This window comes from Paenibacillus sp. RC73 (genome assembly GCF_044908085.1).
Classification (GTDB): Bacteria; Bacillota; Bacilli; order Paenibacillales; family Paenibacillaceae; genus Paenibacillus; species Paenibacillus terrae_A.
Genome location: NZ_JBIYCV010000007.1, coordinates 79,654 through 100,892, shown reverse-complemented (window position 1 = coordinate 100,892; position 21,239 = coordinate 79,654). Strand labels below are relative to the sequence as shown.

Sequence of the window (21,239 nt, the reverse complement as noted above, 5' to 3'; positions counted from 1 at the left end):
AGTGCCAACTCAATGGGGGAAGGTTACAAATTATATTGATGGAAAAATGAAATGATTGATACATAGCGTCACCGAACACTGCAACAATATGAACAGATTCTTTCTCATAGGAGCATACTGTAGTTACAGCTGATAGTTTCCAACCGAAATAAATCACCCTTTATTTTTCACGAGGTTAAGTTCAATGTGACTTCTACCATGTAGCCATAGCAGTTCATCCAGTAAAAATGCTAATCCATCCTTACTGCGCAAACGCTCGATCAGTTCTGTGACGACCTCCATGATCTCACGTTGCACATTCTCCGCTAGTTGTAGTCCCCCGCTTTCCCCGTCCACATAAAGATACGGATGATCCGGTTGTTCTACCTTTCGTACATATCGCAGACACAATATTCCATGTTCAAGATAAAAAAAATAGCTACGATCATACAGGACTCCCTCAAATAATTCATACATATGAGGATCATCATCAAGTCCATATACCATGGCAACTCTTTTCAATTCAACAGATTCGCTCATAAATAATTCCCCCTACCTTATAATATTACTGATTTATTTATGTATTGATATCCAGCATAAGCATGATTACTGTATGAATGATCTGGAAAACATAAACGACACGCCCCTTCACTCCCTAAATCATTGTTATAAGAAATTTTTTATCAATACTTAAATTCAGTATCCAGTACCGTTCTACTTTAGAACCAAGTACCAAGTGATCAAATTAACAATGTTGAGAGAAAATAAATTTAATACTCATATTCGTATATTCGTTTATTAGTATAATATATACGACTTTTAGTATAGAGTCAACATCAATTTTACGGATATTCGTATATTGGATATAATGGGCTAGAGGATGGTGTACATATGAGAACGATTCGGCTTAAATTGAACGAGGTTATGACACAACGGGGACTTACGCAAACTCAACTTTCCGAACTATCTGGTGTTCGTCAGGCGGCTATATCAGAAATGTCACGGAACATTCGTGAACAAATAAATCTAAAAACACTTATCAAAATCGCGGATGCACTTGAAATTGATGATATATCTGAACTCATAGCAATTGAAAATTCTGAAAAGGATCGCCTATAAAAACGGTCCTATTTTCGTTAAGTACTTTTCGTCTGCACTGGCTAAACTTAAATAATGTACAAGGAAAACGGAGAAGACGGATTGGTGCTGTACAAGCCAAGCGGTCGCTTCGGAAGCACCATCCGTCTGCGAAGTGGCAGTTCCATTTATATATTCGATCTTTTGATCAGTTCCTCCACGGCTTTATAAGTCATGTCAAGGTAATCACTTTATATAGTGTAGTGATTATGATCATTTAACACATTCAAAAAGGCCTCCATAGCAATATAGTATTATACGACTATACCGCTATAGAGGCCTTCATTTATAGTTAGATCATTTCTTTGCTTTCGTCTGATCCTATTTAAAAATCACTTCGATTGCTTTGTGGCTTCGTACAAACGCTGTAAAATGGTAACCGCCTCAGCCCGTGTGACTAGCGCTTTGGGGTGAAGGTATCCATCATTGGCGGTAAGGACGCCCATATTAGTCAGGGTGTAGAATGCTTCTCCTTTTTGATCTTGGGAATCTCCATCATAATAGGGCTCCTCTTGAGTCGTGTCGATGTATATTACTGGATAGCTGAACGAGTAATTGTCATTGTAATTCGCCTTACGAATTTTTATATCCTTATACTGCGCAGCTGCAGAGATTACTTCCTTGATCTCAGGATGAAGAGTCTGATTCGTATAATCCGTCCGAACGGAAGCAATCATCATAACATCCCAGCGGGTCAGCGGTTTGTCGGGATTGATATAGAATTGATAGTTTGGATATTTGCCTCCTACTCTTTCAGTGAAGCCCCAAACATAATCCCCATTGAATAATGCTGCAAAATCTTTATTCGCCCAGTGCTTACGCGCATCAACAAATTCTGAAGCTTTTCCGGACGAATGATTGATCTCTGGAAAAAGCTTGTGAAACATATTTACAAATTCCGCTTTCGTTATGGTTTTGCCTGGCTTGAAGGTCCCATCCTCATAGCCCTTGACAACGCCTTTGTCGACCATCGAACGAATAGATTCAGCAGCCCACTCATATTTTGTCCCGTTCACATCAGTAAACGTATTTGCCGCGAATGCGGATTGGCTAAAAAACAGTGCCACCGCAACCAGCGGAGTGATAAGCCATTTCTTTTTCAACATCTCTTTCCACTTCCTTCAGGTAAAATTTATGTAGAAAATAGTTCTTCAGAACTCCATGTTATATCGGCATCTCAAAAGCAAATGATAATAATAATCAGAAAAAACAACACAAAAACGACCTCGCAACGAGTAATTCCCGTCACAAAGGCCGTTATCCGCATTCCCTAACAAACCTGACATTTAGGCTTCTATAATTCAGACCACCACTCGAAAAACATTAATTAACAAGGCTCTTCGTTCGGCTTCCCTGCATCCGTAGCTGTACGGAAGCTTGAACCGCAACCACAGGTAGCGATTGCATTCGGATTATGAATGGTAAAACCGCCTGACATACCAGACTCTTCAAAGTCGATTTCCAGACCGTCCAGGTAGCGGATGCTTTCCTTTTCCACTACAATCTTCATATCCTGTACGTTCATATATATATCCTGATCCGTCTCGTTGTCGTCAAAGCCCATGGCATACGAGAATCCGGTGCAACCGCCCGGCGTAACACCCAGACGCAAAAACATATTCGGCGTTTCCTGCTGCTCCAGCATATCTTTCAAGCGCTCGGCAGCGGAATCGGTGATGTTAATCATGACTCCATCCTCCTCTTTTACTTCATGTTCTCCTTTAGTATACTCCACTATTTGCAGGTGCTCAAGTCATGGAATGTCCTTCTCTTACAGGCTAGAAGACCTGTTTTTCTATTCGTTTGTATTGAACACCTGTGAGGTGAGGTTTATAATAGGTGAAGAGTGTGTAAAAGAAACTGTCGGAAATTTGTCATTTCACAGATGAAGTTCTGAGACATTCATCATTGTAGCTTGTCATTGTAACATTTTTCACATATCACATATCCGCGCTGCCGGATTCGTACCGACGGAACGGGACATCCTGTGTGCATTAAGCGCTTGTGCCGCTTATCAGGCGGACAGCCTCGCACAGAGCAACTTGAAGGAGGAATAGGCATGTCCACATTAGTTACACCCTTTACAGACCGCAGAATGGCGGAGATTGTAGAAAAGGTACAGAATGGTATTCGTTTGAGCCTTGAAGACGGTATATATTTGTACGAAACTGACGATATTCTCACACTGGGTCAGTTGGCTAACGAAGCGAATTTACGCAAGAACGGAAAAAAGGTTTATTTTATTGAGAACATGAGCCTGTACTTCACCAATGTATGCGAAGCGCGCTGCGCGTTCTGCAATTTCCGCAAGGATCAGGGGGAAGAAGGCTCTTATACGTTGTCCGGGCAGGAAATGATTGATTATGTTGAGCAGCATATCCATCCGGGCGTCAGAGAATTCCATATCGTCGGCGGTCATAATAATCATGTGCCTTTCCAATACTATGTAGACTCATTGAAGGCGCTGAATGAAAAGTACCCCAATGTTACACTGAAAGCCTATACTGCGGCAGAGATTGATTTTTTCACACGCATTAGCGGCTTGAGTATCAAAGAAGTGCTTCAGGAGCTGCAAAAGGCAGGGCTGCAAACACTGACCGGCGGTGGCGCAGAAATTTTATCGGATGAGTATCGCCAAAAAATGCGTGTCACCAAAGCGAATGTAGATCGCTATCTTGAGGTTCATCGCACGGCTCACAATCTCGGCATGAGAACTCATACGACGATGTTGTACGGTTCGGTTGAATCCTACGAGGATCGTATTGAACATATGCTGCAAATTCGCGCATTGCAGGACGAAACGAACGGATTTATGGTATTTATTCCACTGTCCATGCAGCCGAAAAGCAAAAATGCCAACATTATGCGCCGTAACTCCGCTTACGAGGATCTCAAAACGATTGCGATCAGCCGCCTGATGCTGGACAATATCGATCATGTTAAAGCTTACTTCATTAATATTGGTCCGCAATTGACGCAGGTCGCTCTGACCTTCGGTGCATCGGACGTCCACGGCACGATTGTGCGCGAGCAAATCAGCCATGCCGCAGGCGCACTGACCCCGGCCGGATTGACCCGTAAAGAGCTGATCTGGCTGGTCAAAGGTGCAGGACGCACCCCGGTTGAACGGGACACCTTCTATAACGAAATCGAAGTTTTCGAATAAAAGCCATATCGGATTCGTATTTTCCCGCGTGCATTTCATCCCCATACCTCACACCATGCAGCGTCAAGCTGCCTCGGAATTTTCTGGTCTGCCTACAGGCGGGCCGGGAAGCCGGGTTTTATAACAACAAAAAACTTGTGTCTGATCGGAAACATTGAATTTGCATGTCGCCGGGATAAGACGTAATTTGAAGGCGAACAAGGTTTCCTGATGAGGCACCAGACCATTTGCCGGGGACACGGCAGCGAAAGGACGGCGGATTTTGATGAAAAATTTCGTTATTCTGGGAGGCGGCTACGGTGGCCTTACCATTGCCAAGGAATTAATCAATAAATATATTCCCGATGATGTACAGGTTATTCTAGTGGATCGAATGCCCTTTCAGGGATTGAAAACAGAATACTACGCACTCGCGGCGGGGACGGTATCTGATTTTGATTTACGGGTACATTTTCCCGATGAACAACGGCTCATTCGCAAATACGGAGAAGTCACCTCGATGGATTTGGAAAATAAAATTGTACATTTCCAGGACGGCGAGCCTTTGCCCTATGAACAGCTTGTGATTGCACTGGGCTGTACGGACCGTTTTCACAATACACCAGGGGCTGAAGAACATAGCTGTACCATCCAGTCCTTTAACAATACACGTCAAACGTATCTGCGCCTGAATGAAATCAAGCCTTACGGACATGTGCATATTGTAGGTGGCGGTCTGAGCGGTGTTGAGATTGCGGCGGAATTGCGCGAAAGCCGCACGGATTTGAATATTACCATTATGGATCGGGGCGAGCGGGTGCTGTCGGCATTCCCGCAGCGTTTGTCTGCCTATGTGCATGCCTGGTTTAAGGAGCATCAAGTCGATGCGTTAAATCATGTGGGGGTTTGCCGCATTGAGCCGGGCGCTATTTACAACCATGATGAAGAAATTGTGACGGATGCGGTTGTATGGACTGCCGGGATTCAACCCGTGAAAATCGTGCAGGATTTAGCTGTGCCCAAAGATCCTCAGGGCCGCATTGTACTAAATGAATATTACCAAATTCCGGATCATCCCGAGGTGTATGTAGTTGGAGACTGCGCCAGTCTCCCCTACTCCCCAAGTGCTCAGGCGGCCGAGGTGCAAGGTGAGCAGATTGCACACATTGTACACGACCTGTGGAAAGGCCAAACGCCTCACCCGCATCCTTTGAAGCTGCGTGGCACATTGGGTGCGCTTGGCAAGAAAGCCGGATTCGGCTATGGTTTTATGGGCAGCACCTCGCTGCGTGGTCGTGTACCCCGCCTGCTCAAAAGCGGCGTGCTCTGGAAATCCAAACGCCATTTTGGCTAATCTGTTGGTACAACACACAAAGAAAACCTGCTCTGGGAGCGGGTCTTCTTTGTATTAAACATGTATGGACGGTGCGTATATCATAGATAGAACGAAGAAGGCTGACGAATGATTAACATCTTAGTCCAGATCAAGGTTATCCCATGCCTCGGCTTCCTTGATTTTGTTCATAATCACTTCGTACAGCAGCTCGGCTGAATCGGCAGATACAATCTCACCGTTGACCATCGCATACGGTTCTGCGTTACACTGACCACAATTGCTGAGACAGCCGTATTCAATGACGTCGTAATCCGGATTTTGCTCCAGTCTGGACATCATTTCATCGGTGCCAAAATGCATATTGCTGGTGCAAAATTCAATGATGGGTCTTAACATTTTTTCACCTGCTTTGGTCGACGGGCATTTTAATTTGGCCCGCTTTGTAATATAATAAATAAGGTATAGGAAAGGAGTTGAATTCTAATGAGCGAAACACAAAGCGTTCAAATGTATGATGAAGTAGCGGATGTACTGGATAAGCTTCGTCCGTTCCTGCAACGCGATGGTGGCGACGTTGAACTGGTTGATGTAGAAGACGGCATCGTTAAGCTGAAGCTGGTAGGCGCTTGCGGCAGTTGCCCAAGTTCCACAATCACGCTGAAAGCAGGGATTGAACGCGCTCTTCTCGAAGAAGTCGACGGCGTCCAAGAAGTGGTACAAGTATTCTAATGCTTGATGCATAATGATCATGAGAGTCTTGACTTCGGTAACGAAGCTCAAGACTCTTTTTTGTGTGACGGGATGTACTGATCTTAATCCCTTATATGGTCGGCCGAATCGGGTCCAGTCCTCCCGACACATCCATAATATTACCCGTGATAAAATCCGAATGCTCATCACACAAATAAGCAATCACACGCGCAATATCCTCTCCACTCCCCGGGCGTCCGCGCGGTGTCTCTTTATCCTGCAAGCCGATGACGTCGGCAATTGACTTTTCCTTGTTCGCACCCCGGATATCCCCGGGACAAATCATATTGACCGTGATACCATAAGGAGCCTCTTCCACAGCCAGTGACTTCGTTAAAGACACCAGCCCCACCTTGGCGGCTGCGTACACAGCACGATGCGGCCAAGCCCGTGCTTCTCCAGCATGACCGAAGCCAAAATGAATAATACGTCCCCATTGCTGGTTCCGCATATGAGGTAATACCAGATGATCCAGCAGCATCGTACCAACCAGATTCCCCTGAATCATAGTATGGATCTCAGCTACACTGTACTCCGCAAACAAGCGACGTTCCCGGATGAACGGTCCGGCGTTATTCACCATAATATCTACGCCGCCCAGCCGATCCTGTACTTCGCCGATCAGCCTTGTAATATCTTCCTGAATCGAAATATCCCCTTGCAAAGACAGACAGCGTACTCCCTTGGCTTCAATCACCTGCCTAAGCTCTTCGGCTTCCGTTTGGCTATGCACATAGTTTAGTGCAATGTCACAGCCTTCATCAGCCAGGCGCAGAGCGGTCATTTTACCTAATCCTTTGGCACTGCCCGTTATAAGCGCGACTTTGTGTCTCAACAGTTTTCCTCCTCTTCACAGAGAACGGTCACCCCCAAGTATAAAATATTTACGCTTCGCCTACAACTCCAAGCAAAAAGAAACCCCAAATCCTCTTGTTCAAGAGAATTCGGGGTTGGGGTTCAAAGCGTTCTTGTGTCCAGCTTAAAATGCCGGGATAATCGCGCCTTGGTATTTGTCTTCGATGAATTTTTTAGTTTCCGGGGATTGCAACGCTTTGATCAGCTTTTGAATCGCTTCGGAATCCTTATTATCCGGACGTGCTACCAGAACGTTAGCATATGGAGAATCTTTATCTTCCAATGCCAGTGCATCCTTCGTCGGGTTTAGCTTCGCTTCCAGAGCATAGTTCGTGTTGATCAGAGCAATGTCGACTTCAGGCAACTGACGTGGCAGCATAGCCGCTTCCAGCTCCTTGAATTTCAGGTTTTTCGGGTTTTCTGTAATATCTTTTACTGTAGCTTCAATGTTGCTTGCGTCTTTCAGCTTGATCAGACCTTGTTTCTCCAACAACAACAATGCACGACCTCCATTGGTTGCATCGTTCGGGATGGCTACGGTAGCACCGTCCGGAATTTCATCAAGCTTTTTATATTTTTGGGAGTAGATACCGAATGGCTCGAGATGAACCGCGCCCACAGAAACCAGGTCCATTTTGCGCTCTTTGTTCATAACATCCATGTAAGGTACATGTTGATAGAAGTTAGCATCCAGTTGCTTGTCGAACAATTGTACGTTCGGTTGTACGTAGTCGTTAAACTGAACGACTTGAAGACGAACACCCTCTTTTTCCAACTGAGGCTTGATCGCTTCTAAAATTTCCGCATGTGGCACAGGAGAAGCGCCAACTTTCAGCTCGACTTCACGTGGTGACCCGCCTGTGCTTTGGGTCGCATTGTTTGTATCGGATGTCGTGCTTTTTGTACCGCAAGCAGCCAGCACCGCAATTAATGTCAAGCTTAATACGGCCAATACCCATTTTTTCATGTGATTACCCCTCCAATAAATTGTAGTGTTCAGGATTCAGACTTCCTGATCAATAAGGATATCTATATGGTTTCCCTATTTTCGAGTATAATGCCGCACCAGACGGTCTCCCGCCATTTGTAGCAATTGCACCAGTACGACCATCAGTATGACCGCAACGATCATTACAGCCGTTTCATAACGGTAGTATCCGTAGTTGATAGCCAGTGTACCCAAACCACCGCCCCCGATCATACCGGACATTGCTGTATAGGATACGAGCGTAACGACGGTAATCGTTAATGCGGCGAGCAGACCCGGCAGTGCCTCACGCAACAGCACCCGCCTAATAATCTGACCTGTAGAGGCGCCCATGGCTTGTGCAGCCTCGATGACACCCTTGTCCACTTCGCGCAATGACGTCTCTACGAGACGGGCGAAGAATGGCGCAGCGCCAATGACCAGCGGTGGAATCGTACCCAGCACCCCGGTAGAGGTACCAACCAACGACCGCGTAAAAGGAATTAGTGCAACAATCAAAATAATAAACGGTACGGACCGCAAAATGTTTACGATAAAGGAAAGTACAACGTATATCACCTTCATCAGACTCCATGAAGAGCGGCTTGCCAGAAATAATAAAATCCCGAGCGGTAAACCAATAATAAGGGTGAACAACGCAGATGCACCGAGCATCTGAAGTGTCTCTAATGTAGAGTTACCTAGTTCTTCCCAACTCACTTGCGAAAAATCAAGTTCACTCATTGTCCGATCACCTCCACATCAAGTCCCTGACCGGACACTTCGCGTAGCGTATGCTCAATATCCTCCTGATTACCTTCAAAACGGACGATAAGCTGTCCATACGGTACGTTTTTAATCGTGGAGATGGTACCCTGCAAGATCGCAAAATCAACGCCGGTGCTGCGGACTGTACGTGACAGAATCGCATCATATGTCTTGCTGCCCAAAAATGAAATCCGTACAACATGCGCTGATTCCCCGCCCCCTGCTGCTGCTATGGCTGCTTGCAGCTCCTCGGGATGCTCAGACTCCCGCTGGATAAAGTCCTTGGTCACCTGATGCTGCGGCTTGAGGAATACTTCTGCCACCGGACCTTGCTCCACGATGTCGCCCTGATGAATGACGCCGACACGATCACAGATGCTTTGAATGACATGCATTTCATGCGTAATCAGCACGATGGTCAAATTAAAGCGCTGGTTAATGTCTAACAGCAATTTCAGGATGGACCCTGTCGTCTGCGGATCAAGCGCTGAGGTCGCCTCGTCGCACAGCAGTACATGAGGATCACTGGCAAGCGCCCGTGCAATACCTACCCGCTGCTTTTGTCCACCCGAGAGCTGTGACGGATATTTAGCGCTGTGTTCTTCCAGACCGACCAGTTCCAGCAATTCACGAACCTTCTGGTCCAGCTTCTGCTTGGGCGTGTTCACCAGACGCAACGGAAAGGCAATATTGTCATACACCGTCGCCGAGGATAATAAATTAAAATGCTGAAAGATCATTCCGATTTTACGACGCTGTTTCTGTAACTGGGATTGGCTCACGGTGGCGAGGTTCACACCATCTACCCATACCTCACCCGAAGTCGGCCGTTCCAATAGATTAATACAGCGGATCAGCGTACTTTTTCCCGCCCCGGAATGACCGATGACTCCAAAAATTTCACCACGCTTTATAGAAAGATTCAAACCGGACAGCGCACTAACGCGTCGGATGCCTTTGCCATAATGCTTGGTTAATTGTTTAAGCTCTATCAACGTGCTGCGACCCCCTTCACTCTTCCTTACCCTTTTAAGCAACGTTCATCTCTATGATGATACAAAAAGAGCCCCTTTCACAGAATGAAAAGGGCCCCGCTATGCGAACCTTTTCTCATCTGTCAAAACTGCTATAACTCTAGCGGTTTTGTAGGAATTAGCACCATCATGTCCCCTCCCGGTGTGTTACACCGGGAAAGAACGGGTTGCCGGGCTTCATCGGGCCAGTCCCTCCACCTCTCTGGATAAGAAAAATATGTTAAACTCCAGCTTTAGCTGTCCGTTAAGTTTATATTTAAAATCATAATTCAATCATTTTTCTGAAACTAGATTTCAGTATAGATAGTTTACATAGCTTTGTCAAAGGATATTTTCTCACATAATTATGGGCGAGCTTCCCTGTTCTCCCATTGTTTCACCGTATAACGAAAGGCAGTTGTCAAGGAACGGTTCACCATCTCCAGGCCTTGCTTCAAATCCTCCAGGTGATGATCCAAATCCTCCAGTTGTATCTTGCCGTACAAAGCACGATGCCGTTGCCAGAGATCATCCTGCATTTCCGTATTCATATAGTGTATTTCCGTGTTACGCCGCTTGCGCAGCCGATTGATCGCGTCAGTGTATGAGTCCTTGATATCATTCAGATCGTCGGTCATTACAGGATGCATTTTCAAATACTTGAATTGCCGTAGCACGGTAAAATAAGAATAATGCGGCTTATACTCGCCTGTTTTCAGATCATACAGATCATTGAGCCAGTTCCCGAGCTTATCCAAAATGGAAAATACCCTCACAAACCCATCCTTATAAAAGAATACGTACAGCGCATAATCCGATTTTTCATCAACGCTCATATCCTCGGCATATCCGGCCTTCACTTTCGTTCGGAAAAAGGCGGCAGCATGATGGCTCTGCTCCAGCTCATCCAAAGATGACATCAGGCCGCGTGTCAAAATATCCGCCTTGCGAAAATCATGAGTCGGATCTCCACTGGCCTGAATATGCCGCTCCAGTACTTTTAGCATGTCTGACATGCTGTTCATAGCATTCAGCAGGATGCCCTTGTCCACACGTGGCGGCTCGCCTAGCAGCTTGCGTATCATGCTCACGCCTCCTTTTATGAATGTAAATCCGGTTGTTGGGTTGACTAGGGCGTCAAGCGAAATAACTCGTCCATCGTTGGTCTACAAGCTTAACAATATCCTCGCGCGGCAGCACTTCATCCGGGTACCCCGGCTTCATGCGTGCATCCACCACAATTGGCAGCTTGTAGTTCAGATGATGCAAACGCACCTCGCTATCTGCATACATATCCGTAGCCGGGTTAAATCGAGTAAACACCGTCCACAAGAATGATGCTTGTGAGCGAACGACTTCCTTGGCATCATCTACAATAAAGACAAGTGGCCATTCCTGCTCACCCGCAGCCAGACGCTCCAGCACCCGCGCCGCCAACTCAGGCTCCTGCTCAAAGGTCGCACCGGATACGACGAGACAGCCTCCGCAATACGGCTCAATCTCGCGAATACCCGGCAGGTCGCCTCCTTCATAGGCTCGAGGCAGCTCACGTATAGGCTCACCTACACCCATCAGGATCGCTTTACTGCCGTGATTCAGCTTACGGCCCGTATAATCAAGTGTATCGTGAGACGTATGATTGAAAATAAACAAATCTGTCGCTGGATTAAATCTCTCCAGAATGGTTTCCAGCAGCAGGTTAAAGTCGGATAAATCAATGACCCGATCCGTGAGCATCAGGAATTTGGTTAACGACAATTGGCCCTGTCCCAAAATGGTAAAGCCTGAGACCAGTGCTTCACGGGAATAGCTTTCACGCACAACTGCCGCTGCCAATGCATGTACGCCCGTTTCTGCGTAAGCCCACAGCGACTTGACGGAAGGCATCACAAGCGGATAGGCAGGTGACAGAAGACGTTGTAAAAATTCTCCGAGATAGTAATCCTCCTGCCGTGGTTTACCTACAATGGTCGCTGGATAAATGGCATCCTTGCGGTGGTACATATGCTTGACATGAAATACAGGGAAATCATGCTGTAAGGAGTAGTAGCCAAAATGATCGCCAAACGGTCCTTCCGGACGGCGTTCATGAGGCGGCACGTAGCCGCTGATTGCAAATTCGGCCTCTGCCGGAATCCGGTGACCGCCGAGCGGGTCCTCAGTCATCGGCAGCTTGCCGCCCATAATGAGCGAGGCAAGCAGCAGCTCAGGCAGATTTTCCGGTGCCGGAGCAATCGCGGACGCAATCAGGGCTGGTGGCCCGCCGATAATAACTGTCGTCGGCAACGGCTCATTACGCAGCTCAGCTTCATGATAATGAAAGCCGCCGCCTTTATGAATTTGCCAATGAATCCCGGTCGTCTGATCATCATAAATCTGGATACGGTACATGCCCAAATTATGATCCTTGGACTGACCCGGCTTCTCGGTATATACGAGCGGAAGCGTGATAAACGGCCCCCCGTCGTCCTGCCAACTCGTCACTCTTGGGAGTGGAGCCAGCGGAGCATCCGTACGGCGAACTCCCAATACAGGAGCCTCGCTATGAGATACCGTTTTCAGTCCTACTTTTAGCATGTCCTTAATCAGCCCACGTTCATTCCACAATGCCTTGGGTGTAGGTGGAAGCAATGTTTTGGTCGCCCCTACAATCGCATCCATCAATTGCTCCGGGCGAGGGCCAAAGGCCATGTCCACACGACGGTTTGTGCCAAACAGATTGCTGGCTACAGGGAACGGGGTACCTTTTACATTGGTGAACAGCAATGCCGGTCCCTCTTCCTCAATAACTCTCCGATGAATCTCGGCCAGCTCCAAATAAGGATCGACGGGTGCTTCTATAATTTGAAGATTATTTTCTTTACGCAGCGCTTCAATAAATTGGCGCAAATTCTGGTAGATCAACTGGACGATTCCTCCTAAGCAAATCAAGCCCTCGAGAAACTCGCGGGCCTGGTTTGTTTCTTATATGCTATTATACGTGCTTCAACGCCACTTGGGCAAAATATCCGTTTCACCAACCATACATGACTACTTAAGTGCGCTGTGAATGCGTCCGAACGATGTTGCGATCCGGTGACAATTGCCACACACGGTAGCTCATGTAGCACAAAATGGAGAACAGTGTTGCAATGGCCAGCATGTGTGCCAGTACCACAAACATGTAAATTTCCGGTCTGGTGACGTACAACAGGCTAATGCCAATAACAACCTGAAGCATAATCAATACCACCGCAACGACACCCAGTATACGTATATCCCGATGATTTGGGTGATAGCGATAAGAATAGTGCCCCACAGCCAAAATGACCACGAACAGCAGTCCCGATGAAAGCTGGTGAAGCAACAACGGAGATATAATACCGCCGAGATTTACAACTTTTTGAATTACCGAGTGACTGAGCAGTGCGCCCGAGTATACCGCAATATACGTATAGATCGTCGACAACCATATAAAATTACGAAAGCCCCTGTTGACAGGCACGGTGGCCAAACGCGGGTTGAAGCGCGAATCCGCATGTTCCTTCCAGGCTCCCAATGTCATCATAGTCGCGCTGGCAAAGGCGATCAGGGCAAAGCCAAAATGCAGCGCCATGACCGGAGCGGATTGGGAGAAGACCACAGCCAAGGCCCCCATCGCTCCTTGTATAATGACAAATACTAGCGTCAACAACGAGAACAGCTGCAAATCCTTCCGATGCTTCATATACAGCAGAAAGCCAACAAAAGAGGCGATAGAAAGCAGACCGGCCATCGTGCTGACGGAGCGGTGAGTAAACTCAATAATGGATGCGACCGTATGTGCCGGAACCAGCTTACCATTACAAAGCGGGAACTCCCGACCGCAACCCAGTCCCGAATCGGTCCGCGTCACGACACCTCCGCCAAAGGTAGCCAAAAACATGACAATACATGTTACGAGTGCAAGCCACTTTAATATTCTAATTTTGTTGTTCAACGAACTCACCATATCCTTCCAGATAAAATATTTATTATCCTTATATGTTGTGAAATGATCACTTAAAATAATTATAACTGATATATCGTTCCTTGACATACGCGCTTTGTTGACAAAATGTGAACGTGTCCCGTTAGAAAGCCGCCCCCTTTGGAAGGAAGCGGCTCTCTGAATACCCTTATGAATAATTTCCCTCGGAACCCTCATACCAGCATAACATCAATTATTTAGCCAAGCTGGCGTGTACTTCCACAGCCCGGTCCAAAAACTGCTCGATTTCCTCACGGGATTTACGCAATCTGTTCACCAGACGCACCAGCTCGCGGCCTTCACTGTAAGCGATAAAGCTGGGAATACCCAGTACATTTTGCTCCTGGCTAACGCTCTCCGCCTGCTCTACATCAATCTCAATTAATGTAAGCTTGTCTGCATATTGCTGCTCCACATCAGGCATAAACGGATCAATGAAATGGCAATCCCCGCACCAGTCCGCCTTAAACACAGCCACCGTTACGCCAGAAGCGGATATTGCCTTATTAAAGTCTTCATGAGAGACGATCTTTTGCATGGATGAGTCCTCCTTCAATTCTGTTTGTATAAAAGAGCTTGTGCTCTCTATTGTAACGCCAAGTGGCGCTTTTGCACACTCCCCTATTATTCTCGTATCACCGATTGGAAGCCCTGCCATCGAGACATACTAATCATATAACTTAAGAACACACTTTGAGCATCCCCGTATACTTAACGGGTACGGAGTGTTCTCATCATTGAAAGGAGGTTATCAAGTATGTCTCTCACCGAATGGTTCCATGTGGCATCACGTCAGCTACAGGGTGGGCTAAAGCTGCTCGGTTCCGTACCACGTGTTGCGGAGGAAGCGTGGGAAGGCAAGCGGGCGGCCTGGACCGAGTCCCGCAAACTGCGCTATCCGCTACGTGAGTTACCATGGGATTATCATACCGCACAGACCGCCATGGATGAAGCCGAAGCGCTGATGCTGGTAAATGGACCTGCATCCCGTCCCTCTTCTCTGAATATGCCCTTATGTGAAACGGACTGCGAGCTGGTCGAGCGGATCAAGAACGATACGGCACAAGAGAATCGCAGCAACATCACCCGTACAGCCGCTTACCTGGAGTGCTATCATGGCTACCCCGAGTTGCATTGGGCGCTGCTGGCTCACCTGGTTTCTCGCAATGGTGGCTATAACATGACCGATTTGAAGGGCGGTCTGATCGACAGTCTGTTCGGCGAACAAGAGAAGGAATGGTTATATCGGCTGCTGGAGCGCTGCAATGCCCTTATTTTTCAGGACGCCTACCCGCAGCTGCAGCTATACATGCACAGCCGTCATTTGGGCCGAAGCTGTTTTCATTTGCTGCCCCATTTTCATGTATCACCATTCATGAGACCCTTCTGGGAACGTTTCTGGGCTTGGCGGGACAGCTCTCTCTTAAGCGTAGCCCTCATCATCAATGAACAAAACTATATTGAAGGCCGGGTAGTGAAAGATCCATATTTCCAAAAATTTGTGACGCACAAACCAGGCTTTTATTTGCATGATTGGCTCCAGTTGAATCAGATCATATTTCCGCTCGGACTAAACGGGGGGCTCGCCGGACTTATAATGGAGCGCTTTGGCCATCTGGATGAACGGATTGGCTTTGGTAAAAGCCTGTATGCCATGCTGTTCGGACACCAGCAGGTGCTGGACCAAGTAACAGCATTCGCTACCAGGGTGCCCCACACTGGCTCACGCAGCGACTATTGGCCGGGACTGTTCACTCCGGACAAACAAAAAGCGCTGCGCTCCCCTGAAGAGAGTGCAGCGCTCCTGGCGCATGAATGGCTACCGCAAGGACAACGCCTGTACAGCCCCGAGCTGAACGCCGTCTGGTCGGATACCGCTTATGATCCGATCCCCCGTTACGACTGGTTTCAGGACGGATCCACACTTGGGCATCTCAGCGAACCAAAGCGACCGCTGTTATTTGCCATGCGGCATGAGCACCGCCATGGCATCCAAAAAACAGCGATGGCCCATGACGCTCATGCCAGCCTGCGGCCTTTCCACTAAAAAAGCTGGGGGGCTGCCTTTACTTCTTTTAGCCTCGTTGTCCTGTGGACTCACGCTGGAGACGCATCAGTGGACGCAGTACCTTTTGCAACACACGCGGGTAGTTACCCAGCTCGTCCCGGCGCAGTACGCGTAGTACGACCAACAGCACCAGATAGCATACCAGTACAGCCGCACCGGCAGTACAGCATGCGATGAAGAAGGCCACACGTGCAGGCATGATATGAACCAGCAGAATACAAGCCTCATTCACACCATATCCAATGACTCCCGAGAGCACGACTGCAGTCAGAAAGCCTGCCCAGCGACGGCCCATGATGGAGAAAGATACGATGCCTTTGAGCACACGCAAATTCAGCAGCGTAATCACGAGGAAACATAATCCGGTTGCGGCAATGATGCCGTAAATTCCAAGCCAGCCAGCCAGCAGCCAGCTCGCCAGAAACTTAACCACGATACCGACCATAACATTAACCATTGAAATACGTGGTTTGCCCATACCGATCAGAATTGAGTTGGAGGTCATCATCGTGATCTGGAATATCGTTCCGAGTGTCAGAACAGCGATAATCCCGCTGCCTCCAAGCGAGCTAAACAGTAAACCATTGATGGAATAGGCGGTTACACACAAGGCCAGCACAATCGGCATTCCGGTCAAAATAGAGATACGCAAGGCCAGCGTCATCTGATTTTGCAAATGCTGTTCATCCTTGCGGGCAAAGGCTGCCGAAATGATCGGAATGAGCGATTGACTGAGCGCGATAGCCAAAATCGGCGGAATTCCCGCCACACTCTGCGCACGTGCTCCCAAATAACCCAACTGGGTCGTTGCCTGATCCAAGCCGATTTGGACGGATAACAGTCTGACCACAATCGACGTATCAATAAAGTTAACGGCCGGAACCGTCAAAGAAGACAATACAATTGGAATAGACAGCGTAAAAATGTCTTTGTAAATGCGCATCATCGGCAGTGCCGAGCTTTCCTCATGGAATTGCTCTTGTCGATCCTGACGATCCTGGCGACGCATTTTCACCGTGTAATACAGCATGACCGCCAGTGCGCCAATGCTTCCCATGACACCCCCGAACGATGCCCCGGCCGCAACCTCGCGATCTCCATAACCGAGCTTCAAAATAATAAAGGCGAGCAAAATAGCAGTAGCCACCCGTGCGACCTGCTCCACAATTTGTGAAATACCACCTGCGGTCATGTTACCTCGCCCCTGGAAGTACCCGCGCATCATGGCAATGGCGGGAAACAGCAGCAAGGCAGGTGCCAATGCCTGAATAGCCAAGGCCGACTGCGGAACTCCCGCCACATGCTCGGCAAAATAAGGCGCGCCAAAATACAGCACCACCGTAATGATAATGCCAGCCGCCGCCGCAAACAGCAACGCCGCATGGTACACACGTCGTGCTTCTGAAGGCCGATTCAGCGCATAACGCTCGGAGACCATTTTGCTCAACGTGCTTGGAATACCTGCTGTAGCCACCGTGAGCAACATCAAATAAGCATTGTTCGCAATCGTAAACGAGGCGTTCCCTACGGAACCAAGCAAATGCTCTAACGGAACTCGCTGCACCAGACCCAGCACTCTCGCCACCAAGGCGGCTGCGGCTAAAATAAGCGTGCCTCTAAGAAATGTTTCTTTATTGGACAAAATGCGTTCCCTTCTTTCTTGCTGTTGACACGCATGCAAAAGCTCCGCAAAGCAGTCATGGCCTGAGCCATCACCGGTGCGGAGCCGCATGTCGATTCTGTCTCTGCAAATCACAAGCATAGGATGTTAAACTAAAACACCCAAATCAAGAATACAAGAATCATGACAAGCTGTAAAATTACTTTCATCACGGTGCTGGTAAACAGCCCTAATACAGAACCAAAGCCCACTTTAATCGCTCGATCCAGCGGGGCCTTGTTAATTAGTTCACCCAGCACAGCGCCAATAAACGGCCCTAGAATCAGACCAAATGCCGGAATAACAAAAGGGCCGATAATAATCCCGATGGTACTAAGGATCGTGGACAGACGCGAGCCGCCAAATCGTTTGACCCCCCACGCAGTGACGGCATAATCTGCAACAAATAGTGCAACGACGATAAGCGTCTGTATGATCCAAAACCATGCGTTATAAGGAGCAAACGAGAAAAACCAGCCGTACACAAAAAATGCAAAATAGATGGCGAGCGCCCCTGGCAATACGGGGTATACCGCCCCTGCCATGCCAACAATGAACAGCGCCACAATAATAATCCAGCCTACAACGTCCATTGGCTCCCTCCTTCTCGTCCAATTATTATCCTATATGCTTCATCATTCGTTCTCTTAGACAAGTACATAATCGCGGATAACTTCAACGATGCCATCTTCATTGTTCGAAGCTACGACCAGATCAGCCGCTTCTTTTACCGTATCCTGTGCATTACCCATCGCAACACCCAGTCCAACCGCTTGAATCACAGCCAAATCATTCAAACTATCCCCCACTGCAACTACCTGTTCCATTGTAATTCCAAGCAAATCGCATACTTCAGCAATCCCACTGGCCTTCGATATACCAGCCGGGTTGATTTCCAAGTTCGTCATGGATGAATTGGAAATTTCAAGTCCACCCATGTCCTGAAGCTTGAGCAAAATTTGATGACGAATTTCGTCATTTTCCGTATTATAACCAAATTTTAGCCATTCCTGTGTATCCAATGTATCCGGCCAACGATCTCTGTTAAATAATTCCTCAGTGGAGTATGCCCAGAACCAGGACCCGGTTTCTACAGCAATCCGGTGCATTTCCCGAACTAGCTCCTTATCAAGCAAATAACGGCGCCACAGTTCATGCGGGGATTTCCATACCTCGCTGCCGTTTACCGTTACCATAGGCGTATCCAGGCCGAGCTGTTGCCCGTAAGGCAAGGCATGCATCGCCGCCCGCCCGGTAGACAAGCACACGTGAATCCCCTCTTGAATCGCCTTGTTAATCCAGTTGATCGTTTCCAGCGTAATTTCATGATTGTCGTTCAATAAAGTTCCATCCATGTCGAGCGCAAGCAGCTTGTATTTATATCGGTTTTCTCCCATGGGTTCTCTTCCTCCTGTATGTCCCTTATGTCCAACGACATTTTACCATGAAAAAGAGAAGCCCACAAAAGAATTCAAGTCCTCATTTCGCTGCCTGCGGCTTTTTTGGTGTACCATCCAACCCGTAAACCTCGTCATAAGCTTCAAATATTTTACGTGCCACAGGCCCGGCGCTCGTCGAGCCAAAGCCCCCTTCAGGAATAATGACCGCGACGGCCAGCTTCGGATTTTGACGCGGAGCAAAAGCAATGAACACCCCGTTATCTTTAACCGCACGTCCCACCACCTGCTGAGAAGTCCCCGTTTTACGGGCATAATCATACGGAAACCCGTTAAATGCTTTAACATCCGTAGCCATACCGCGAATCACCGTATTCCAGTACGTATCTGAAAAAGCGACCTCATTCAGCACCTTAGGCTTGAACTCACGCACGAGGTTGCCCTGATCATCCACAATTTTACTGACCAAATGCGGCTGCATACGCTTGCCCTTTGTTGCCAGTACAGTTGTATACTGGGCAAGCTGCATCGCCGTATATTTCCCCTGTTGACCAAAGGATGCCTGTACCAAGCGTGTCAGCGCACTTTCATGCTTGCTCGTATACTCAAGTCTGCCTGCCCACTCGCCCGGCAGATCGACTTCAGTCGGTACGCCTAATCCAAATTCTTTCATATACTTGTCCCATACATCAATTCCCTGATGCATCCCTGCATTACTTCCGTATTTGTCATACAGCGGCTTGCCGATCATATCCACCATGAAAGTATTCGACGAGAACTCAATTGCCTTGCTAGGTGTCAGAGGACCATACACGTGTCCACTCGAATTACCGACCCGACTTGATCGATTTTTACCATAGTATGCGCTCCCCGTATCCAGATAAGTTTGTCCGGGAGAAAATAAGTTTTCCTTCAACCCGATCAGCACGGTTAGGGGTTTAATGGTTGAACCCAGCAGCACCGAGGATTCTGGATGCGGACCCGCTTTTCCACTAGGTACGGATTTAATCGTTCCATTCCCCATTTTATGCTGAATTTCGTCATATACCGAAGGCGATGTACTTCCCGTTTTCCATACATTGGAGTCATAGTCCGGCATACTGGCCATCGCTATGACATTCCCTGTCTCGACCTCCATCGCTACAGCGAAGCCGGTAGTGGCATCGCCGTGGAGCTTACCCGATACCGGATGGGTATGAAGCCAACGAAGCTGATCAACAATCGCTTGTTCTGTTTTTTGCTGAATTTCCTTGTTAATGGTGGAATACAGATGGTATCCTTTTTTCGGAGGAGTAATGGATTCAATGCCTTCTGGCATGCTACGCGGATTTACCTCTATAGTTTTATAGCCGTTTTTTCCTCTCAGCTCATCCTGATACTGAAGCTCCAAGCCATCATATCCGACGGTCTCACTTTCCGAGTAAACCTGTTCGGGTCTTAGGACCTCCGAATTGGCTTGATATATCTCCTTGTATTTTGGCCGATTGGTACGTGCTCCTTTGAACTTGTACATATATCCAATCGTTTGCACCGCCACCCGATCCGGGTCATAATGGCGCACACTCTCCTCCACAACTTCTACTCCGGGAAACTCCTGCCGATGCTCCAGAAAATATGCGATTTCCTCCCGATTCAAGTCAGCTTTGACCAAGCGCGGAGTAAAGCCCCTGTATTGAGTGTAGTCCTTGTCCAGCCGTTCCTTAATTTTCTCTACATCAAGCTGCTCGCCCTCTGTACTTCCTAACTCATTCAGCTTGACAGCAAGCTTTTCAGCAAAAGTATTAAACTCGGGGAGCAGCTTTTTTCCCGGCTTACGGTCTTTTTCTGCTCGTTTGCTATAATCCTTGGGTAAGGTCACATACAGCGACTGTACCGGAGTTGAATACGCCAGCTTGACGAGACCCGTAGAGTCATAAATCGTGCCGCGTCTCGGGGCTAACGGGACATTTTTCGTATTTACGGATTGCTGCTGCTCCTTCAGCTCTGCCGATTGCACAAACTGTAAGACCGCTAGTCTGGTAAAGATAATGGCAAATAACACAAAAACACTGAAAAAAAGAAGATTAGTCCGAAAAACCGTCCGCTTTTTTTGTGCCTCTTCATTTTCTTCATGGCTTTTCTTTTTGAATGAAAACTTCTTATCCAAACTGCCTCTGTCCATATTAGCAGGTCATTA

22 protein-coding genes and 1 riboswitch are annotated in these 21,239 nt (G+C 47.7%); of the genes, 6 read left to right on the top strand and 16 right to left on the bottom strand.

Annotation, left to right across the window (positions count from 1 at the left end; genetic code table 11):
• Positions 1 to 153 precede the first annotated feature (153 nt).
• Positions 154 to 519: a hypothetical protein gene (locus ABH897_RS17765; RefSeq protein ID WP_283653183.1), complete on the bottom strand. Its 366-nt coding sequence runs from the start codon at positions 517 to 519 to the stop codon at positions 154 to 156.
• A gap of 351 nt (positions 520 to 870) precedes the next feature.
• Between ABH897_RS17765 and ABH897_RS17760 the strand changes: the two genes are divergently transcribed.
• Positions 871 to 1,098 (top strand): helix-turn-helix domain-containing protein, encoded by a 228-nt coding sequence (locus ABH897_RS17760; RefSeq protein ID WP_283653184.1) that lies wholly within the window; start codon positions 871 to 873, stop codon positions 1,096 to 1,098.
• A 54-nt stretch (positions 1,099 to 1,152) separates the two neighbouring features.
• On the top strand, positions 1,153 to 1,287 hold the full coding sequence (locus ABH897_RS17755; RefSeq protein WP_404592513.1) for a hypothetical protein: 135 nt from the start codon (positions 1,153 to 1,155) through the stop codon (positions 1,285 to 1,287).
• Between the two features lie 161 nt (positions 1,288 to 1,448).
• On the opposite strand, the gene ABH897_RS17750 is transcribed toward ABH897_RS17755, so the two are convergent.
• Both ABH897_RS17750 and ABH897_RS17745 read right to left on the bottom strand, forming a co-directional pair.
• Entirely contained in the window at positions 1,449 to 2,222 is a 774-nt protein-coding gene (locus ABH897_RS17750) for an S-layer homology domain-containing protein (protein ID WP_283653185.1), read from the bottom strand.
• 221 nt (positions 2,223 to 2,443) lie between these two features.
• Positions 2,444 to 2,803: a HesB/IscA family protein gene (locus ABH897_RS17745; protein ID WP_014277861.1), complete on the bottom strand. Its 360-nt coding sequence runs from the start codon at positions 2,801 to 2,803 to the stop codon at positions 2,444 to 2,446.
• A gap of 372 nt (positions 2,804 to 3,175) precedes the next feature.
• Here ABH897_RS17745 and mqnE point away from each other — a divergent pair, with 372 nt between their 5' ends.
• Both mqnE and ABH897_RS17735 read left to right on the top strand, forming a co-directional pair.
• A complete protein-coding gene (mqnE, locus tag ABH897_RS17740; RefSeq protein ID WP_283653186.1) occupies positions 3,176 to 4,282 on the top strand; it encodes an aminofutalosine synthase MqnE in 1,107 nt (368 codons plus the stop codon).
• 265 nt (positions 4,283 to 4,547) lie between these two features.
• The gene (locus tag ABH897_RS17735) at positions 4,548 to 5,615 is read left to right on the top strand and encodes an NAD(P)/FAD-dependent oxidoreductase (protein WP_283653187.1); all 1,068 of its coding nucleotides are present in this window, start codon (positions 4,548 to 4,550) and stop codon (positions 5,613 to 5,615) included.
• Between the two features lie 120 nt (positions 5,616 to 5,735).
• Here ABH897_RS17735 and ABH897_RS17730 read toward each other — a convergent pair whose 3' ends face one another.
• A complete protein-coding gene (locus ABH897_RS17730; protein ID WP_134912826.1) occupies positions 5,736 to 5,993 on the bottom strand; it encodes a YuzB family protein in 258 nt (85 codons plus the stop codon).
• Between the two features lie 87 nt (positions 5,994 to 6,080).
• Between ABH897_RS17730 and ABH897_RS17725 the strand changes: the two genes are divergently transcribed.
• Positions 6,081 to 6,326 carry a NifU family protein gene (locus tag ABH897_RS17725; RefSeq protein ID WP_013311836.1) on the top strand — a complete coding sequence of 82 codons (246 nt, stop codon included), beginning with the start codon at positions 6,081 to 6,083 and terminating at the stop codon, positions 6,324 to 6,326.
• Between the two features lie 91 nt (positions 6,327 to 6,417).
• Here ABH897_RS17725 and ABH897_RS17720 read toward each other — a convergent pair whose 3' ends face one another.
• The 8 genes from ABH897_RS17720 to ABH897_RS17685 all read right to left on the bottom strand — a co-directional run bounded on the left by ABH897_RS17720 (position 6,418) and on the right by ABH897_RS17685 (position 14,476).
• Positions 6,418 to 7,182: an SDR family oxidoreductase gene (locus ABH897_RS17720; RefSeq protein ID WP_404592512.1), complete on the bottom strand. Its 765-nt coding sequence runs from the start codon at positions 7,180 to 7,182 to the stop codon at positions 6,418 to 6,420.
• Positions 7,183 to 7,326: 144 nt separating this feature from the next.
• Positions 7,327 to 8,169 carry a MetQ/NlpA family ABC transporter substrate-binding protein gene (locus ABH897_RS17715; protein WP_404519538.1) on the bottom strand — a complete coding sequence of 281 codons (843 nt, stop codon included), beginning with the start codon at positions 8,167 to 8,169 and terminating at the stop codon, positions 7,327 to 7,329.
• A 75-nt stretch (positions 8,170 to 8,244) separates the two neighbouring features.
• A complete protein-coding gene (locus ABH897_RS17710) occupies positions 8,245 to 8,913 on the bottom strand; it encodes a methionine ABC transporter permease (protein ID WP_044645445.1) in 669 nt (222 codons plus the stop codon).
• A complete protein-coding gene (locus tag ABH897_RS17705; protein WP_404581105.1) occupies positions 8,910 to 9,932 on the bottom strand; it encodes a methionine ABC transporter ATP-binding protein in 1,023 nt (340 codons plus the stop codon). Before ABH897_RS17705 ends, ABH897_RS17710 begins: the two co-directional genes overlap by 4 nt.
• Before the next feature lie 112 nt (positions 9,933 to 10,044).
• Positions 10,045 to 10,184, bottom strand: a riboswitch (SAM riboswitch).
• A gap of 131 nt (positions 10,185 to 10,315) precedes the next feature.
• Positions 10,316 to 11,035 (bottom strand): Cthe_2314 family HEPN domain-containing protein, encoded by a 720-nt coding sequence (locus ABH897_RS17700; RefSeq protein WP_404519535.1) that lies wholly within the window; start codon positions 11,033 to 11,035, stop codon positions 10,316 to 10,318.
• Positions 11,036 to 11,087: 52 nt separating this feature from the next.
• Positions 11,088 to 12,854, bottom strand: a complete 1,767-nt coding sequence (locus ABH897_RS17695; RefSeq protein WP_404519534.1) for a UbiD family decarboxylase — start codon at positions 12,852 to 12,854, stop codon at positions 11,088 to 11,090.
• Positions 12,855 to 12,984: 130 nt separating this feature from the next.
• On the bottom strand, positions 12,985 to 13,917 hold the full coding sequence (locus ABH897_RS17690) for a COX15/CtaA family protein (RefSeq protein ID WP_283653193.1): 933 nt from the start codon (positions 13,915 to 13,917) through the stop codon (positions 12,985 to 12,987).
• Positions 13,918 to 14,131: 214 nt separating this feature from the next.
• Positions 14,132 to 14,476 carry a thioredoxin family protein gene (locus tag ABH897_RS17685; protein ID WP_137060148.1) on the bottom strand — a complete coding sequence of 115 codons (345 nt, stop codon included), beginning with the start codon at positions 14,474 to 14,476 and terminating at the stop codon, positions 14,132 to 14,134.
• A gap of 219 nt (positions 14,477 to 14,695) precedes the next feature.
• Between ABH897_RS17685 and ABH897_RS17680 the strand changes: the two genes are divergently transcribed.
• Positions 14,696 to 15,985: a DUF2515 family protein gene (locus ABH897_RS17680; RefSeq protein WP_283653194.1), complete on the top strand. Its 1,290-nt coding sequence runs from the start codon at positions 14,696 to 14,698 to the stop codon at positions 15,983 to 15,985.
• A 28-nt stretch (positions 15,986 to 16,013) separates the two neighbouring features.
• Here ABH897_RS17680 and ABH897_RS17675 read toward each other — a convergent pair whose 3' ends face one another.
• The 4 genes from ABH897_RS17675 to ABH897_RS17660 all read right to left on the bottom strand — a co-directional run bounded on the left by ABH897_RS17675 (position 16,014) and on the right by ABH897_RS17660 (position 21,224).
• On the bottom strand, positions 16,014 to 17,648 hold the full coding sequence (locus ABH897_RS17675; protein WP_283653195.1) for a putative polysaccharide biosynthesis protein: 1,635 nt from the start codon (positions 17,646 to 17,648) through the stop codon (positions 16,014 to 16,016).
• Between the two features lie 131 nt (positions 17,649 to 17,779).
• The gene (locus tag ABH897_RS17670; protein ID WP_283653196.1) at positions 17,780 to 18,259 is read right to left on the bottom strand and encodes a DUF456 domain-containing protein; all 480 of its coding nucleotides are present in this window, start codon (positions 18,257 to 18,259) and stop codon (positions 17,780 to 17,782) included.
• 54 nt (positions 18,260 to 18,313) lie between these two features.
• A complete protein-coding gene (locus tag ABH897_RS17665) occupies positions 18,314 to 19,063 on the bottom strand; it encodes a Cof-type HAD-IIB family hydrolase (protein WP_283653197.1) in 750 nt (249 codons plus the stop codon).
• Between the two features lie 82 nt (positions 19,064 to 19,145).
• Positions 19,146 to 21,224 (bottom strand): peptidoglycan D,D-transpeptidase FtsI family protein, encoded by a 2,079-nt coding sequence (locus ABH897_RS17660; protein WP_404592511.1) that lies wholly within the window; start codon positions 21,222 to 21,224, stop codon positions 19,146 to 19,148.
• Between the last annotated feature and the right edge of the window lie 15 nt (positions 21,225 to 21,239).

Excerpts from the sequence above, each read along its gene's own strand:
- ABH897_RS17730 (WP_134912826.1), bottom strand. The coding sequence starts at position 5,993 with ATGTTAAGACCCATCATTGAATTTTGCACCAGCAATATGCATTTTGGC.
- ABH897_RS17700 (WP_404519535.1), bottom strand. The coding sequence starts at position 11,035 with ATGATACGCAAGCTGCTAGGCGAGCCGCCACGTGTGGACAAGGGCATC.
- ABH897_RS17760 (WP_283653184.1), top strand. The coding sequence starts at position 871 with ATGAGAACGATTCGGCTTAAATTGAACGAGGTTATGACACAACGGGGA.
- mqnE (WP_283653186.1), top strand. The coding sequence starts at position 3,176 with ATGTCCACATTAGTTACACCCTTTACAGACCGCAGAATGGCGGAGATT.
- ABH897_RS17660 (WP_404592511.1), bottom strand. The coding sequence starts at position 21,224 with ATGGACAGAGGCAGTTTGGATAAGAAGTTTTCATTCAAAAAGAAAAGC.
- ABH897_RS17665 (WP_283653197.1), bottom strand. The coding sequence starts at position 19,063 with ATGGGAGAAAACCGATATAAATACAAGCTGCTTGCGCTCGACATGGAT.
- ABH897_RS17725 (WP_013311836.1), top strand. The coding sequence starts at position 6,081 with ATGAGCGAAACACAAAGCGTTCAAATGTATGATGAAGTAGCGGATGTA.
- ABH897_RS17680 (WP_283653194.1), top strand. The coding sequence starts at position 14,696 with ATGTCTCTCACCGAATGGTTCCATGTGGCATCACGTCAGCTACAGGGT.
- ABH897_RS17710 (WP_044645445.1), bottom strand. The coding sequence starts at position 8,913 with ATGAGTGAACTTGATTTTTCGCAAGTGAGTTGGGAAGAACTAGGTAAC.
- ABH897_RS17685 (WP_137060148.1), bottom strand. The coding sequence starts at position 14,476 with ATGCAAAAGATCGTCTCTCATGAAGACTTTAATAAGGCAATATCCGCT.
- ABH897_RS17745 (WP_014277861.1), bottom strand. The coding sequence starts at position 2,803 with ATGATTAACATCACCGATTCCGCTGCCGAGCGCTTGAAAGATATGCTG.
- ABH897_RS17750 (WP_283653185.1), bottom strand. The coding sequence starts at position 2,222 with ATGTTGAAAAAGAAATGGCTTATCACTCCGCTGGTTGCGGTGGCACTG.
- ABH897_RS17670 (WP_283653196.1), bottom strand. The coding sequence starts at position 18,259 with ATGGACGTTGTAGGCTGGATTATTATTGTGGCGCTGTTCATTGTTGGC.
- ABH897_RS17735 (WP_283653187.1), top strand. The coding sequence starts at position 4,548 with ATGAAAAATTTCGTTATTCTGGGAGGCGGCTACGGTGGCCTTACCATT.
- ABH897_RS17715 (WP_404519538.1), bottom strand. The coding sequence starts at position 8,169 with ATGAAAAAATGGGTATTGGCCGTATTAAGCTTGACATTAATTGCGGTG.
- ABH897_RS17755 (WP_404592513.1), top strand. The coding sequence starts at position 1,153 with ATGTACAAGGAAAACGGAGAAGACGGATTGGTGCTGTACAAGCCAAGC.
- ABH897_RS17765 (WP_283653183.1), bottom strand. The coding sequence starts at position 519 with ATGAGCGAATCTGTTGAATTGAAAAGAGTTGCCATGGTATATGGACTT.